The organism is Pseudomonas sp. B28(2017), from assembly GCF_002113025.1.
Lineage (GTDB): Bacteria > Pseudomonadota > Gammaproteobacteria > Pseudomonadales > Pseudomonadaceae > Aquipseudomonas.
Window position 1 is genome coordinate 701,896 of record NZ_NEJH01000001.1, and the last position, 14,493, is coordinate 716,388.

General features: G+C 63.7%; 11 protein-coding genes. All 11 read left to right on the plus strand.

Translation table 11 applies throughout. The features are described from left to right. Positions 1-29 precede the first annotated feature (29 nt). Positions 30-1,190: an acyl-CoA dehydrogenase family protein gene (locus CAF65_RS03210; RefSeq protein ID WP_007974349.1), complete on the plus strand. Its 1,161-nt coding sequence runs from the start codon at positions 30-32 to the stop codon at positions 1,188-1,190. An 18-nt stretch (positions 1,191-1,208) separates the two neighbouring features. Beyond that, positions 1,209-3,308: an acetate--CoA ligase family protein gene (locus tag CAF65_RS03215; RefSeq protein WP_085714988.1), complete on the plus strand. Its 2,100-nt coding sequence runs from the start codon at positions 1,209-1,211 to the stop codon at positions 3,306-3,308. 10 nt (positions 3,309-3,318) lie between these two features. After that, positions 3,319-4,926, plus strand: coding sequence for a 5-guanidino-2-oxopentanoate decarboxylase (locus CAF65_RS03220; protein WP_085715233.1), 1,608 nt, complete (start codon positions 3,319-3,321; stop codon positions 4,924-4,926). A 24-nt stretch (positions 4,927-4,950) separates the two neighbouring features. Further along, positions 4,951-6,141 (plus strand): pyridoxal phosphate-dependent aminotransferase, encoded by a 1,191-nt coding sequence (locus CAF65_RS03225; RefSeq protein ID WP_085714989.1) that lies wholly within the window; start codon positions 4,951-4,953, stop codon positions 6,139-6,141. Next, on the plus strand, positions 6,134-7,549 hold the full coding sequence (locus CAF65_RS03230) for an aldehyde dehydrogenase family protein (RefSeq protein ID WP_085714990.1): 1,416 nt from the start codon (positions 6,134-6,136) through the stop codon (positions 7,547-7,549). Before CAF65_RS03225 ends, CAF65_RS03230 begins: the two co-directional genes overlap by 8 nt. 98 nt (positions 7,550-7,647) lie before the next feature. Then, positions 7,648-9,249 (plus strand): ABC transporter substrate-binding protein, encoded by a 1,602-nt coding sequence (locus CAF65_RS03235; protein ID WP_085714991.1) that lies wholly within the window; start codon positions 7,648-7,650, stop codon positions 9,247-9,249. Positions 9,250-9,315: 66 nt separating this feature from the next. Further along, the gene (locus tag CAF65_RS03240; RefSeq protein ID WP_085714992.1) at positions 9,316-10,275 is read left to right on the plus strand and encodes an ABC transporter permease; all 960 of its coding nucleotides are present in this window, start codon (positions 9,316-9,318) and stop codon (positions 10,273-10,275) included. 3 nt (positions 10,276-10,278) lie between these two features. Further along, the gene (locus CAF65_RS03245; protein WP_085714993.1) at positions 10,279-11,106 is read left to right on the plus strand and encodes an ABC transporter permease; all 828 of its coding nucleotides are present in this window, start codon (positions 10,279-10,281) and stop codon (positions 11,104-11,106) included. Positions 11,107-11,108: 2 nt separating this feature from the next. Continuing rightward, positions 11,109-12,755 (plus strand): ABC transporter ATP-binding protein, encoded by a 1,647-nt coding sequence (locus CAF65_RS03250; RefSeq protein WP_143492066.1) that lies wholly within the window; start codon positions 11,109-11,111, stop codon positions 12,753-12,755. 9 nt (positions 12,756-12,764) lie between these two features. Next, positions 12,765-13,478, plus strand: a complete 714-nt coding sequence (locus CAF65_RS03255) for an NAD(P)H-dependent oxidoreductase (RefSeq protein ID WP_085714995.1) — start codon at positions 12,765-12,767, stop codon at positions 13,476-13,478. Between the two features lie 130 nt (positions 13,479-13,608). Continuing rightward, positions 13,609-14,064 carry a YMGG-like glycine zipper-containing protein gene (locus CAF65_RS03260; protein ID WP_085715234.1) on the plus strand — a complete coding sequence of 152 codons (456 nt, stop codon included), beginning with the start codon at positions 13,609-13,611 and terminating at the stop codon, positions 14,062-14,064. Positions 14,065-14,493 lie beyond the last annotated feature (429 nt).

Consider the following 14,493-nt stretch of genomic DNA (forward strand, 5'->3'; position numbering starts at 1 on the left):
CTATCAGCACACGAACAACAGGTAGCACCATGAATTTCCAACTGACCCAAGAACAAGAAATGTTGGTCGACTCGGTACGCAGCTTCGTCGAGAAGGAACTGCTGCCCTATGAAGAGCAAGTCGACCGCGCCGACGAGGTGTCCCCGGAACTGGCGGCGCAGATTCGCGGCAAGGCGATTGCCGCCGGGTTCTACGCCTTCAACATGCCGGAAGAAGTGGGCGGTGGCGGCCTGGATTACCTGTCCCAGGCGTTGATCGAACGTGAACTGTCCAAAGTGTCCTGGGCGCTGCACGTGTTCGTCGCGCGTCCCTCGAAAATCCTCATGGCCTGCACCGGCGAGCAGATCAACGACTACCTGTTGCCGTGCATTCAGGGCGAGAAGATCGACTGCTTCGCGTTGACCGAGCCGGGTGCCGGCTCCGATGCCAATGCGATCAAGACCCGCGCCGTGCGTGAGGGCGACGACTTCATTCTCAACGGCAGCAAGCATTTCATCAGCCACGCCGGCCATGCCGACTTCGCCATCGTCTTCGCCGTGACCGACACCTACGAGCACAATGGCAAGAAGCGCAATGCCGTGACCTCGTTCCTGGTCGACCGCAACACCCCGGGCATGACCATCCGCCGTGGGCCGAAGTGCGTGAGCAACCGCGGTTATCACACCTTCGAAATGTTCTTCGACGACTGCCGCGTGCCGGCCAGCAAAGTGCTGGGCGAAGTCGGCAAGGGCTGGGACGTGGCCAACGCCTGGCTGACTGCCGGGCGCGTGATGGTCGCGGCCAACTGCGTCGGTCAGGCCCAGCGCGCGCTGGACGTGTCCTTGCAATGGGCGGCAGACCGTAAACAGTTCGGCCAGCCGATTGGCACCTACCAGGGCGTGTCGTTCAAATTGGCCGACATGGCCACGCAAATCCGCGCCGCCGAACTGCTGACCCTGCACACCGCCTGGAAAATGGACCAGGGCACCATGACCGATGGCGAGGCCGGGATGGCCAAACTGTTCGCCAGCGAAGTGCTCGGCCGTACCGCCGATGAAGCGGTGCAGATCTTCGGCGGCATGGGCCTGATGGACGAAGGTCCGGTGGAGCGCATCTGGCGTAACGCGCGGATCGAACGGATCTGGGAAGGCACCTCGGAAATCCAGCGCCACATCATTTCCCGCGAGCTGCTGCGGCCGCTGCTGCGCTGATCGGTCCGGAGAATTCCCATGACCCAAACCATTCGTGACAACCTCAAACGCATGCTCGCGCCGCAACACGTGGCGTTTGTCGGCGGCCGCAGCATGGCACGCGCCCTCAAGCGCTGTGCCGAGGGTGGCTACCAAGGGCAAATGTGGCTGGTCAACCCGCAACACGACAGCCTCGAAGGCGTACCCTGTGTGCGCAATATTGCCGACCTGCCATGCGGGCCGGACGCGGTATTTATTGCGACCAACCGCGAACTGACCCTGACCTGCGTGGCCGAACTGGCCGCCATCGGCGCGGGCGGTGCGATCTGCTACGCCTCCGGTTTCGCCGAAACTGGCGCCGAAGGCCAGGCCTTGCAACAGCAATTGCTCAAGGCCGCTGGCGACATGGCCTTGCTCGGCCCCAACTGCTACGGCCTGCTGGACTACCTGCACAGCTGCGCGCTGTGGCCGGTGGCCCATGGCGGCAAAGCGGTGGAGAAGGGCGTGGCGGTGCTGACCCAGAGCGGCAACTTCGCCTACAACCTGTCCATGAGCGACCGCTCGCTGCCGGTGGCCTACATGGCCTCGGTCGGCAATCAGGCGCAACTGGGTGTCGCTGAACTGATGGACGTGTTGCTCGACGAACCTCGGGTCACCGCCATCGGCCTGCACCTCGAAGGCCTGAAAAATGTGCCGGGTTTCGCCCGCGCCGCGCACAAGGCGCTGGAGAAAGGCATCCCGATCATTGCCCTGAAAACCGGTGTGTCGCAGATCGGCGCCGAACTGGCCTTGAGTCACACCAGTTCGCTGTCCGGCTCCGATGCACTGTACGACGCGCTGTTCGATCGCCTCGGGGTGATCCGCGTCAGCGGCCCGGTGAGTTTTGTCGAAACCCTCAAGGCCGCTGCCTGCGGCAACCTGCCAGCGAGCAACAGCCTGATTGCGCTGGCCTGTTCCGGTGGTGACGCCGGGCTGATTGCCGACTACGCCGAACGCAATGACCTGGGCTTGCCCAAGCTCGACGACGGTCAGGTGGATGAATTGGCCCAGGTGCTGCCGAGCTACGCCAACCTGGTCAACCCGCTGGATTTCACCACGGCCATCTGGGGCGATGGCGAAGCCTTGAACCGCATGCTCGACAGCGCACTGCGCACCGAAGCCGGCGCGGCGATGCTGGTGCTCGACTATCCGTCGGAGTTCACCGGCGAGCGCAAGGAGTGCGACCTGCTGCTGGAACTGTATTGCGCGGCACTGGTGCGTCACGGCAAAACCGGTTTCGTGACATCGGCCTTCCCCGAATTGCTGCCGGCCCATGCCCGTGAGCGTCTGCACGCGCAAGGTGTCGCAGCGTTGCAGGGTGTTGAAGACGGGCTGGCTGCGTGGGGCCGCATCGCCGGTTATCAGCGCAACCGCCAGGCCTTGCTGGCGCTGGGCGAATCGGCGCTGGTCCCGCTGTGTCCGCAAGCGCTGGACGGTGAGGGGCGTTTGCTCAACGAATGGGATTCCAAACAGGCCTTGCGAGCCTTTGGCCTGCCGACGCCAAACGGCGTATTGAGCACCCCGCAGAATGCCCTGAAGGACGCCGAGTCACTGGGCTATCCGCTGGTATTGAAAGCCGTCAGCGCACAGCTGCCGCACAAGACCGAGGCCGGTGCAGTGGCACTGAACCTCAAGGACGACGCTGCCTTGAGTGTCGCGCTGGACAATATGCGCGCCAGCATCAAAGCGTACGCCCCGGGCGTAGCGTTCGACCAACTGTTGCTGGAACCGATGGCCAGGCCGCCACTGGCTGAGCTGATCGTCGGCATCAAGCGCGAAAACGATTTCGGCCTCGCGCTGGTGATCGGTGCCGGCGGCATTCTGGTCGAGCTGCTCAAGGACAGTCGCAGCCTGTTGCTGCCGACCACCGACGGCGCGATCCGCCATGCCTTGCTCAGCCTGCGCAGTGCACCGTTGCTGCAAGGTTTCCGTGGCCGCGAGTCGGCTGACCTGGACGCCCTGGTGGCAGCGATTCGCGCAGTGGCCGACTACGCCTGCGAAAACGCCGCGCAATTGCTGGAGCTCGATGTGAACCCATTGTTGGTCGGTGCCCATGGCACGACCGCGGTCGATGCGTTGATTCGCCTCGGCCATGAGTGAGGACATGAACATGCAAAGCAAAAACTTGACCGGTGGCCAGGCACTGGTGCGCCTGTTGGCCAACTACGGCGTCGATACCGTGTTCGGCATCCCCGGCGTCCACACCCTGGAGCTGTATCGCGGCTTGCCCGGCAGCGGCATTCGCCATGTCCTGACTCGCCATGAACAGGGTGCCAGTTTCATGGCCGACGGCTACGCCCGGGTCAGTGGCAAACCCGGCGTGTGCTTCATCATCACCGGCCCGGGCGTGACCAACGCCGCCACCGGCATCGGCCAAGCCTACGCCGACTCGATTCCGATGCTGGTGATTTCCAGCGTCAACCACAGCGCCAGCCTCGGCAAGGGCTGGGGCAGCCTGCACGAATGTCAGGACCAGCGCGCAATGACTGCGCCGATCACCGCGTTCTCCGCAGTGGCACTGACCGCCGAAGACTTGCCGGAGCTGATCGCCCGAGCCTACGCGGTGTTCGACAGCGAGCGGCCGCGCCCGGTGCACATCTCGGTGCCGCTGGATGTGCTGTCGGCGCCGATCGCTCGTGACTGGAGCAACGAAGTGGTGCGTCGTCCGGGTCGTGGTCCGGCATCCGCCACTGCAATCGATCAGGCCGTGGCCAAACTCAACGGGGCGAAACGCCCGATGATCATCGCCGGTGGTGGTGCGCTCAATGCCACTTCGCAGCTGCAAGCCATCAGCACCCGACTCGCTGCGCCGCTGTTCACCAGCGTCGCCGGCAAGGGCTTGCTGCCGCCGGATGCGCCACTCAACGCCGGTTCCTCCCTGTGTGTGGAGCCGGGTTGGAAGCTCATCGCCGAGGCCGACGTGGTGCTGGCGGTGGGCACCGAAATGGCCGACACCGATTTCTGGCGCGAACGCCTGCCACTCAATGCCGAGCTGCTGCGGGTGGACATCGACCCGCGCAAGTTCAACGACTTCTACCCATGCGCAGTGGCGTTGCATGGCGACGCGCAACAAACCCTCAGCGGTTTGCTCGAGCGCCTGCCGTCCGACGTGCGCGACGCTCGCGCAGCCATTGCCTCGGTTGCCACACTGCGTGAAGCGGTCAAGGCCAGCCATGGCCCGTTGCAGTCCATCCATCAATCGATTCTCGACCGTATTGCTGCGGAGCTGCCAGACAACGCGTTCATCAGCACCGACATGACCCAGCTTGCGTATACGGGTAACTACGCCTTTGACAGCGCCGCCACCCGCAGCTGGTTGCACCCGACCGGCTACGGCACCCTGGGTTACGGCCTGCCGGCCGGGATCGGCGCCAAGTTCGGCGCGCCGCAGCGACCGGGGCTGGTGCTGGTGGGCGACGGTGGGTTCCTCTACACCGCGCAGGAGCTGGCGACCGCCGTCGAGGAACTTGACAGCCCGCTGGTGGTGCTGCTGTGGAACAACGACGCGCTGGGGCAGATCCGCGACGACATGCTTGGCCTGAACATCGAGCCCATCGGCGTATTGCCGCGCAACCCGGATTTCGCCGCCCTCGCGCGTGCGTTCGGCTGCACCGTGACCCAGCCGCAAAGCCTTGCCGAGTTGCAGACCGACTTGCGCCACGGCTTCAAGCGTAACGGCGTGACTCTGATCGAACTCAAGCACGCCTGCGCGCACTGATAGGTATTTTAAGGGGATGAAGCCATGCGCTTTTCCGATCTGACTCAACGTATCGCCGGTGACGGCGCCGCCGCGTGGGATATTCACTATCGTGCCCTGGCGCTGCGCGAGCAGGGCGAAGACATTTTGCTGCTGTCCGTGGGCGACCCGGATTTCGACACGCCTCAGCCCATCGTGCAGGGCGCCATCGACAGCCTGCGCAGCGGCAACACTCACTATGCCGAGGTGCGCGGCAAGCGTGCCCTGCGTGAAGCCATCGCCAGGCGCCACCAGCAACGCAGCGGCCAAGCCGTTTCGGCGGATCAGGTCACCGTGCTGGCCGGGGCACAATGTGCGCTGTTCAGCGTAGCCCAATGTGTACTCAATCCCGGTGACGAAGTGATCGTTGCCGAACCGATGTATGTCACCTACGAAGCGGTGTTCGGTGCTTGCGGTGCCGTGGTGGTGCCGGTGCCGGTGCGCTCGGAAAACGGTTTCCGCGTGCTGCCCGAAGATGTCGCCGCGCGCATCACGCCACGCACCCGGGCACTGGCACTGAACAGTCCGCACAACCCGTCTGGCGCCAGTCTGCCGCGCAGCACGTGGGCGGCTTTGGCTGAGTTGTGCATCGCCCACGACCTGTGGCTGATTTCCGACGAGGTCTACAGCGAATTGCTGTTCGAAGGTGAACACGTCAGCCCGGCGAGCCTGCCGGGCATGGCCGAGCGCACCGCGACCCTCAACAGTCTGTCGAAATCCCACGCCATGACCGGTTGGCGCGTCGGCTGGGTGGTGGCGCCGCCATCTTTGGCCGCGCACCTGGAAAACCTCGCGCTGTGCATGCTCTACGGCTCGCCGGATTTCATTCAGGACGCTGCGGTCATTGCCCTGGAAAGCAACCTGCCGGAACTCGAAGCCATGCGCGAAGCCTATCGCCAGCGTCGCGACCTGGTGTGCGACAGCCTGGTCGATTGCCCCGGGGTGCGGCCGTTGAAACCCGACGGGGGCATGTTCGTGATGCTCGACATCCGTGAAACCGGGCTCAGCGCCCAGGCGTTTGCCGACCGTCTGCTGGATCGCCACGGCGTGTCGGTATTGGCTGGCGAGGCCTTTGGTCCTAGCGCGGCGGGGCACATTCGACTCGGTCTGGTGGTCGATACCGAACCGCTGCGCGACGCCTGCCAGCGCATTGCCCGTTGTGCCCGAGAACTGATGGAGGCCCAGGTTCATGCTTGATCACAAGACACTGTTTATTGATGGCCGCTGGCAGAAACCGTCGGGGCAGGGCATCGCCGAGGTGATCAACCCGGCGACCGAACAAGTGGCTGGCAGCGTGCCGCTGGGCGATGAACGCGATGTCGACAATGCCGTGTCGGCGGCCCGCCGGGCATTCGATTCATGGTCGCGTACGCCCTCCAGTGTGCGCGCCGGTTACATTCGCGCCCTGGCCGAGCAATTGCGTACCCGCGCCGATGAGATGGCCTCGGTCATCACCACTGAACTGGGCATGCCGGTGCAATGGTGTCGCTCGGTGCAGGTCGACGGGCCGATCATCGGCCTTGAGCAGTACGTCGAGCTGGCCGGGCTGATGGACGAAGTGCGCGAAGTCGGCAACTCGCTGGTCATTCGCGAAGCGGTGGGCGTCTGCGCGTTCATCAATCCGTGGAATTATCCGCTGCACCAGTTGATCGGCAAACTGGCCCCGGCACTGGCCGCCGGTTGCACGGTGGTGGTCAAGCCGAGCCAGGACACGCCGCTGCACGCCTTCCTGCTGGCGCAGATGATCGAGGACATCGGTTTGCCGGCCGGGGTATTCAACCTGGTCAGCGGGCCGGGTTCGAAAGTCGGCGAAGCGCTGGCCAAACACCCGGACGTGGACATGGTGTCGTTCACCGGCTCCACCGGCGCCGGGGTGCGGGTCGCGCAAGCGGCCGCGCCTTCGGTGAAACGGGTGTGCCTGGAGCTGGGTGGCAAGTCGCCGCTGCTGATCGCCGAGGATGCCGACCTGGCCGCCGCCGTGCGTTACGGCGTGCAGGACGTGATGATCAACTCCGGCCAGACCTGCACCGCGCTGACCCGCATGCTGCTGCCGGCCAGCCGCTACGCCGAGGCCGTCGAACTGGCGCTGGCGGAAACCTTGAGCCTGCGCATGGGCGATCCTCTCGACCCGCAAAGCTTCCTCGGTCCGATGTGTTCGGCCGGGCAGCGGCGCACCGTGCTCGACTACATCAAGGTCGGTCAACAGGAGGGCGCACGGTTGCTGTGCGGCGGTGACACGCCGACGGCATTCGAGCGCGGATTCTATGTCAGCCCGACACTGTTCGCCGATGTCGACAACCGCATGCGCATCGCCCAGGAAGAAATCTTCGGCCCGGTGCTGTGCCTGATTCCCTACACCGATGAGGCGCAAGCGATCCAGATCGCCAATGACTCGCCGTTCGGCCTGTCCAGCGGCGTCTGGGCCGGCACTGCCGAGCGTGCCTTGCAACTGGGACGGCAGATGCGGGCCGGCCAGTGCTTCCTCAATGGCGCGGCGTTCAATTATCAGGCGCCGTTCGGTGGCTACAAACAATCGGGCAATGGTCGGGAGTGGGGGGAAGAGGGACTCAATGAGTTTGTCGAAGTGAAGGCGGTCCAGGTGTGACGCCTGGCGATTCAAACGTTGTATGCACCGGGCCCTGGCCCGGTGCTTTGCGTGGCTTTGAATTGGTATTCCATTAGCGTTTGATCAGGGGCAGTGCAATGAGCGATAACAAAAACAAGATTACTCAAGCGAACCATGAATTCAGCTTCCCGCGTAGAGACTTCCTCAAGTACAGCGCTGCGGCTGCGGCGGTGGCCGGGGCGTTCTCCCTGGGGCTGCCGTTTGGCGCCATTGCCGGGGAGGCTACGCCGAAACCCGGCGGTGTATTGCGTCTGGGCCTGGCCGGTGGCAGCACCACCGACTCCAGGGACCCGGGCTCCTGGGCCGACACCTTCACCTTCGTCGGCTTCTCGGCGGTCTATAACACCCTGACCGAAATTGCCGTCGACGGCACGGCCATTCCCGAACTGGCCGAAAGCTGGACCTCGACCCCCGACGCGCGTGTCTGGACGTTCAAGATTCGCCAGGGTGTGACCTTCCACAACGGCAAGACCCTGACCGCCGACGACGTGGTCGCTTCGATCCGGCATCACCTCGGCGAGAAATCCACCTCGGCGGCCAAGACTGTGCTGGGCGATGTGGCCACGGTCAGCGCCAATGGCAGCGACAGCGTGGTGTTTGAACTGCACTCGGGTAACGCCGACTTCTCCTACGTGGTCGCCGATTACCACCTGGCGATCATGCCGAGCAAGGATGGCGTGGCTGACTGGCAGGCCGGTGCCGGCACCGGTGGCTATCGCCTCAAGGACTTCGAACCGGGCGTGCGCATGACCCTGGAACGCAGCCCCGATTACTGGAAACCGGGTCGGGCACACTTCGCCAGTGCCGAGTTGATTGCCATTTCCGACGGTGCGGCACGGGTCAATGCGCTGGTCACCGGGCAAGTGGACGTGATCAACAAAGTCGACCTGAAAACCGTTGCGCTGCTCAAGCGCAACCCGAACCTGGTCATCGAAGAAACCAAAGGTGCCCAGCACTACACCTTCCCGATGCTCACCGACAGCCAGGTGTTCCTGAACAACGACGTGCGCCTGGCGATGAAGCACGCGATCAACCGCGAAACCCTGCTGGCCTCGGTGCTGCACGGCTATGGCCTGGTGGGCAACGACCACCCGATCCAGCCCGGCAGCCGCTTCATCAACACCGCGCTGGAACAACGCACCTATGATCCGGACAAGTCGCGCTTCTACCTGAAAAAGGCCGGTCTGGATTCGCTCAAGGTCCGCCTGCAAGCCTCCGATGCGGCCTACACCGGTGCCGTGGATGCCTCGGTGCTGTTCAAGGAACAGGCCCGCGCCGCCGGGATCGACATCGACGTGGTGCGCGAGCCGGCGGATGGTTTCTTCTCCAACGTGTGGATGAAGCAACCGTTCACCACCTCGTTCTGGTACAGCAGTCTGACCGCCGACCGCATGTTCAGTATCGGCTACGCCAAGGGCGCGGCGTGGAACGAAACCCACTGGGACAACCCGCGTTTCAACCAGTTGCTCAACGCCGCTCGCGGCGAGATGAACGACCCGTTGCGCCGCGAGATGTACAACGAAATGCAGGCGCTGTGCCGGGACGAGGGCGGGGCGATCGTGCCGCTGTTCGCCAGTTCCGTGGCGGCGCGTTCCAACCGTGTGGTTCACGGCGGGCAGACGGCGCCCTATGGCGAGCTGGATGGCCTGCGGGTGATCGAGCGGTGGTGGCAGGCGTAATGCCGGCGTCTATCAAACAATGACGCTCCCACAGGAGTAGGCGTGCCCAATCCAAGGAACCGCACGATGAGAAGTATTTTCAAGCTGCTGGGACAGCGCCTCGTACTGGGCCTGCTGTCCCTGTTCGCGGTATCAGTGATCATTTTCCTCGCCGTCGGCATGCTCCCGGGCGATATCGCCCAGGCCATGCTCGGTCAGTCGGCCACCCCGGAAACGGTGGCGGCGTATCGGGCGCAACTGGGTCTGGACCTGCCGCCGTTGACCCGTTTCGGCCACTGGATCTGGCACCTTCTGCAAGGTGATCTCGGCGTGTCGCTGGCCAACCAGCGCCCGATCGCTGAACTGGTGGGTGCGCGTTTGGGCAACACCTTCAGCCTCGCCTTGCTGGCGGCACTGGTGTCGGTGCCGCTGGCCTTGCTGCTGGGGATGCTCGCGGCGTTGTACCGCAACAGCTGGTTCGACCGGTTGCTCAACACCTCGGCCCTGAGCGCGGTGTCGTTCCCCGAGTTTTTCGTTGCCTACATCCTGATCCTGGTGTTTGCGGTGAAGCTCAACTGGTTCCCGAGCATTTCCAACCTGGCGCCGGACGCCTCGTTGGGCACGGTACTGGATCGCTCGGTGTTGCCGGTGGCGACCCTGAGCCTGGTGGTGATCGCGCAGATGATGCGCATGACCCGCGCCTCGTTGATCAACCTGCTGGCCAGCCCCTACATCGAAATGGCCCGGCTCAAGGGCATCAGCCAGTCGCGGATCATCTTCCGCCACGCCTTGCCCAACGCCCTGGCCCCCATCGTCAACGTGGTGGCGCTGAACCTGGCGTACCTGGTGGTCGGCGTAGTGGTGGTCGAGGTGGTGTTTGTCTATCCGGGGCTCGGCCAGTTGCTGGTGGACTCGGTGGCCAAGCGCGATATCCCGGTGGTGCAGGCTTGCAGCCTGATCTTCGCCGCGACCTACATCCTGCTCAACACCAGCGCCGATGTGCTGTCGATTGCCAGCAACCCACGCCTGATGCATCCGAAGGGGTAGACCATGAGCCTGTTGAAGCAAGTGTGGCGGGCGCCGCTGAGCGCCAAGTTCGGGTTGTCGATGATCCTGCTTTACGTGCTGGTGGCCATCTTCGCGCCGGTATTGGCACCGTTCGGCGAAACCCAGGTGGTGGGCGAGGGCTTCGCACCCTGGGGCGGGCAGTTCCTGTTGGGCACCGATAACCTGGGGCGCGACATGTTCAGCCGCCTGGTCTATGGCGCGCGCAACACCCTGGGCATTGCCTTCCTCACCACCGTCCTGGCGTTCCTGCTCGGTGGCCTGAGCGGCCTGATCGCGGCGATCAAGGGTGGTTGGGTCGATCAGGGCTTGTCGCGGGTGGTGGACATCCTGATGGCCATTCCGCAACTGATCTTCGCCTTGCTGATCCTCAGCGTGGTCGGCACCACGGCGACATCGCTGGTGTTGGTGATTGCGCTGCTGGATGCGACCAGGGTGTTTCGTCTGTCTCGTGCCGTGGCGATGAACGTGGTGGTGCAGGACTTCGTCGAAGCCGCACGCCTGCGTGGTGAAGGCCTGTGGTGGCTGGTGACCCGCGAAGTGCTGCCCAACGCGGCGGCGCCGCTGATTGCCGAGTTCGGCCTGCGTTTCTGTTTCGTGTTCCTGTTCATCAGCGCGCTGTCGTTCCTCGGTCTGGGCATCCAGCCGCCGACCGCCGACTGGGGCAGCATGGTGCGCGACAACGCGGTGCTGATCACCTTCGGCGACATCAGCCCGCTGTTGCCCGCCCTGGCCGTGGCCTTGATCACGGTCAGCGTCAACTTCGTCGTCGACTGGATGCTGCACAAATCCAGCGGCCTCAAGGAATGCTGAACATGACGACTACAAAACCTTTGCTGGAAATTCGCGACCTGCACATCGAAGGCCATTACGAAGACGCCTGGCATCCGCTGATCAAGGGCATCGACCTGACGCTGCAACGGGGCGAGGTGCTGGGCTTGATCGGCGAGTCTGGCGCGGGCAAGTCGACCCTCGGCCTGTCGGCCATGGGCTATACCCGCGACGGTTGCCGGATCACCGGCGGCTCGGTGCACTTCGATGGCATCGACTTGCTCAACGCCAAACCTGAAGCCCTGCGCAAACTGCGGGGCCTACGGATTGCCTATGTGGCGCAGAGCGCGGCAGCCTCGTTCAACCCGGCCCACCGACTGATCGACCAGCACGTCGAAACCGCCGTGAAAAACGGCGGCATGAGCTGCGAACAGGCCATGCGCGACGCAGTGGAATTGTATCGGGTATTGCGTCTGCCCAATCCCGAAACCATCGGCCAGCGTTATCCGCATCAGGTGTCCGGCGGCCAGTTGCAGCGGGTGATGACCGCCATGGCGATGGCCTGCCACCCGGACCTGATCATCTTCGACGAACCGACCACGGCGCTGGACGTCACCACCCAGATCGAAGTGCTGGCGGCCATCCGCGATGCGGTCGCGACCTATGGCAGTGCGGCGATCTACATCAGCCACGACCTGGCGGTGGTGGCGCAGATGGCCGACCGCATCATGGTGCTGCGCCACGGCAAACTGGTGGAAGAGGCCGAGACCCGCCAGATGCTCGGCGATCCGCAGGAGGACTACACCAAATCGCTGTGGGCTGTACGCAGTTTCCGCACCGAGCCCAAGGCGTGCCCGCAACAGGAACAACCCTTGCTGGAACTGCGCAACAGCTGCGCCAGTTACGGCCAGCAACCGGTGCTGCACGACGTCTCCCTGAAACTGTATCGCGGCCAGACCCTGGCAGTGATTGGCGAGTCCGGCAGTGGCAAAAGCTCCACCGCGCGGCTGATCACCGGTTTGCTGCCACCGACTTACGGCCAGGTGCTGTACGACAGTGAACCCTTGCCGGCGGACTTTCGCCAACGCAGCAAGGAACAACTGCGGCGCATCCAGATGATCTACCAGATCCCCGACACGGCGCTGAATCCGCGGCAACGCATCGTCGACATCATCGGCCGGCCGTTGACCTTTTATCTGGGCCTCAAGGGCGAGGCCATGCGCGCCCGGGTTGCCGAACTGCTGGAGATGATCGAACTCGACCCGGCGACCTTCATGGATCGTCAACCCCGGGAACTGTCCGGCGGCCAGAAACAACGCATCTGCATCGCAAGGGCCCTGGCGGCCGAACCGCAACTGATCATCTGCGACGAAGTGACCTCGGCCCTCGACCAATTGGTGGCTGAAGGCGTACTGAAATTGCTCAACCGCATCCAGCAACAACTGGGTGTCGCCTACCTGTTCATCACCCACGATGTCGCTACTGTACGGGCGATTGCCGATGAGGTATTGGTCATGCAACGGGGCAGGGTGGTTGATCACGGCTCCCGCAGCCAGATTTTCACCCCGCCGCACCAGGACTACACCGGGCTGCTGTTTTCTTCCGAACCGCAAATGGACCCCGACTGGCTCGACCGGTTGCTGGCCACGCGCGCTTCCACACCTTCAACCGATACGCTGGAAAGAGTCTAAGGAACCCCCATGAAAGTACTGATCGTCCACGCTCACCCAGAGCCGCAATCCTTTACCGCCGCCCTGCGGGACCAGGCTGTCGTCACCCTTCAGGCCCAGGGCCACGAAGTGCAGGTCAGCGACCTGTACAAAATGAACTGGAACCCGGTAGCCAGCGACGCGGATTTCTCGAACCGGGAAAACCCCGAGTACCTGGTCTATGCCCTGGAGCAACGCCTGGGCGTGAAGAGCCAGTCGCTGGCGCCGGACATCCAGAGTGAACTGGACAAACTGCTGTGGGCCGACCTGCTGATCCTCAACTTCCCGATCTTCTGGTTCTCCGCCCCGGCCATGCTCAAGGGCTGGATCGACCGGGTGCTGGTGTCGGGCATCTGCTACGGAGGCAAACGTTTCTATGATCAGGGCGGTTTGGCGGGGAAGAAGGCACTGGTGACGGTGACCCTGGGCGGTCGTGAGCACATGTTCGGCGAAGGCGCGATTCATGGCCCGCTGGAGGACATGCTGCGTCCGATCCTGCGCGGTACGCTGGCTTACGTCGGGTTCGATGTGCTGGAGCCGTTCGTGGCCTGGCATGTGCCGTACATCAGCGACGAAGCGCGTAAGGGCTTCCTGGACGATTACAGCCGCCGCCTGCAACACCTGAGCGACGATCAACCGCTGGTTTTTCCGAAACTGTCGCAGTTCGATGAGCAGCTGTATCCGAAGGCAGCTGTTGAGGCGTGACCGATGGGGCCGACAGCGGGCGACGTTGAACTACACTTCACTGTTGCTCCACCTGATCGGCAGGCATCACCTGCCGTCCGCCAGTCGACCCAAAGGCTTGCCCGTCGTGGCAAGCCTGTCGGAGGACTTCATGAAAAGGTTTTTACCGCTCAGCCTGTGCATCGCATTGTCGGTTTTGAGTGCCCCGGGATGGGCGCAAACGGTGGTGCCGATGAAAGGGCAAAGTTCGCAACAAACCCAGGCCGATATCAACGAATGCAACAGCATCGCCGCCAGTCAGAGTGCTTCGACGGCTTCTACGCCTTCCGGCGGGAGGGTCAAGGGCGCTGCTGTCGGGGCCGCTGCCGGCGCGACCGCAGCCCAGGTGCGCGGCAATCGGCATGACGAGGTTTATGATCGCGTCGATAGTGATGTGCAACAGGAATACCGCCAGAACCGCGCCAAGGAGACGGCGGCGGCTGGCGCCGTGGTCGGCGCTTCACGTCAGCGCCAGGAACGCCGGGAGCAATCGAAAACCACCCAGGCCAACACCGCGGCGGCCTACACCAGTTGTTTGCAGGGCAAGGGTTATCAGGTCAATCCTTGAATCGGGTGCAGATAACACTGTGTGAGTGAGCCTGGTCCGGGCGGCGTTCCGAGGAAGGCGGTCTGACTGAGTACATATCCATTTTTTGGGTAACGGCGACTTAGGGTTTCGCCCTGACGGCGACTCACTTTTTTTACAAGCGCCTAAAAAAAGTAAGCAAAAAAACGCTCGCCCCGAACGTCCGGCCCCTCGCCAAGGCTCGGGGTTCCTTCGCTCCGGCATTCATCCGGGGGCATTGCCCTCGGGTCGGCTGCGCGCGACCTACATGCAATGGGTTCGACTGCGTCGAACGGCGCTGCGCGCCCATCCCCGGATGAACACCTCCGCTCAGCCTGCCGAGGGGGCGGGTGGATCAAGATCAAGAGCGGCAGGCGAGCTAACGCTCGGCCTGTTGAGTGGTGAGGAGCGTGGGTGTACACCGACCTGCCT

Bases quoted from the DNA above. Each gene is read 5' to 3' on its own strand.
- CAF65_RS03210 (WP_007974349.1), top strand. From the start codon at position 30: ATGAATTTCCAACTGACCCAAGAACAAGAAATGTTGGTCGACTCGGTA.
- CAF65_RS03215 (WP_085714988.1), top strand. From the start codon at position 1,209: ATGACCCAAACCATTCGTGACAACCTCAAACGCATGCTCGCGCCGCAA.
- CAF65_RS03220 (WP_085715233.1), top strand. From the start codon at position 3,319: ATGCAAAGCAAAAACTTGACCGGTGGCCAGGCACTGGTGCGCCTGTTG.
- CAF65_RS03225 (WP_085714989.1), top strand. From the start codon at position 4,951: ATGCGCTTTTCCGATCTGACTCAACGTATCGCCGGTGACGGCGCCGCC.
- CAF65_RS03230 (WP_085714990.1), top strand. From the start codon at position 6,134: ATGCTTGATCACAAGACACTGTTTATTGATGGCCGCTGGCAGAAACCG.
- CAF65_RS03235 (WP_085714991.1), top strand. From the start codon at position 7,648: ATGAGCGATAACAAAAACAAGATTACTCAAGCGAACCATGAATTCAGC.
- CAF65_RS03240 (WP_085714992.1), top strand. From the start codon at position 9,316: ATGAGAAGTATTTTCAAGCTGCTGGGACAGCGCCTCGTACTGGGCCTG.
- CAF65_RS03245 (WP_085714993.1), top strand. From the start codon at position 10,279: ATGAGCCTGTTGAAGCAAGTGTGGCGGGCGCCGCTGAGCGCCAAGTTC.
- CAF65_RS03250 (WP_143492066.1), top strand. From the start codon at position 11,109: ATGACGACTACAAAACCTTTGCTGGAAATTCGCGACCTGCACATCGAA.
- CAF65_RS03255 (WP_085714995.1), top strand. From the start codon at position 12,765: ATGAAAGTACTGATCGTCCACGCTCACCCAGAGCCGCAATCCTTTACC.
- CAF65_RS03260 (WP_085715234.1), top strand. From the start codon at position 13,609: ATGAAAAGGTTTTTACCGCTCAGCCTGTGCATCGCATTGTCGGTTTTG.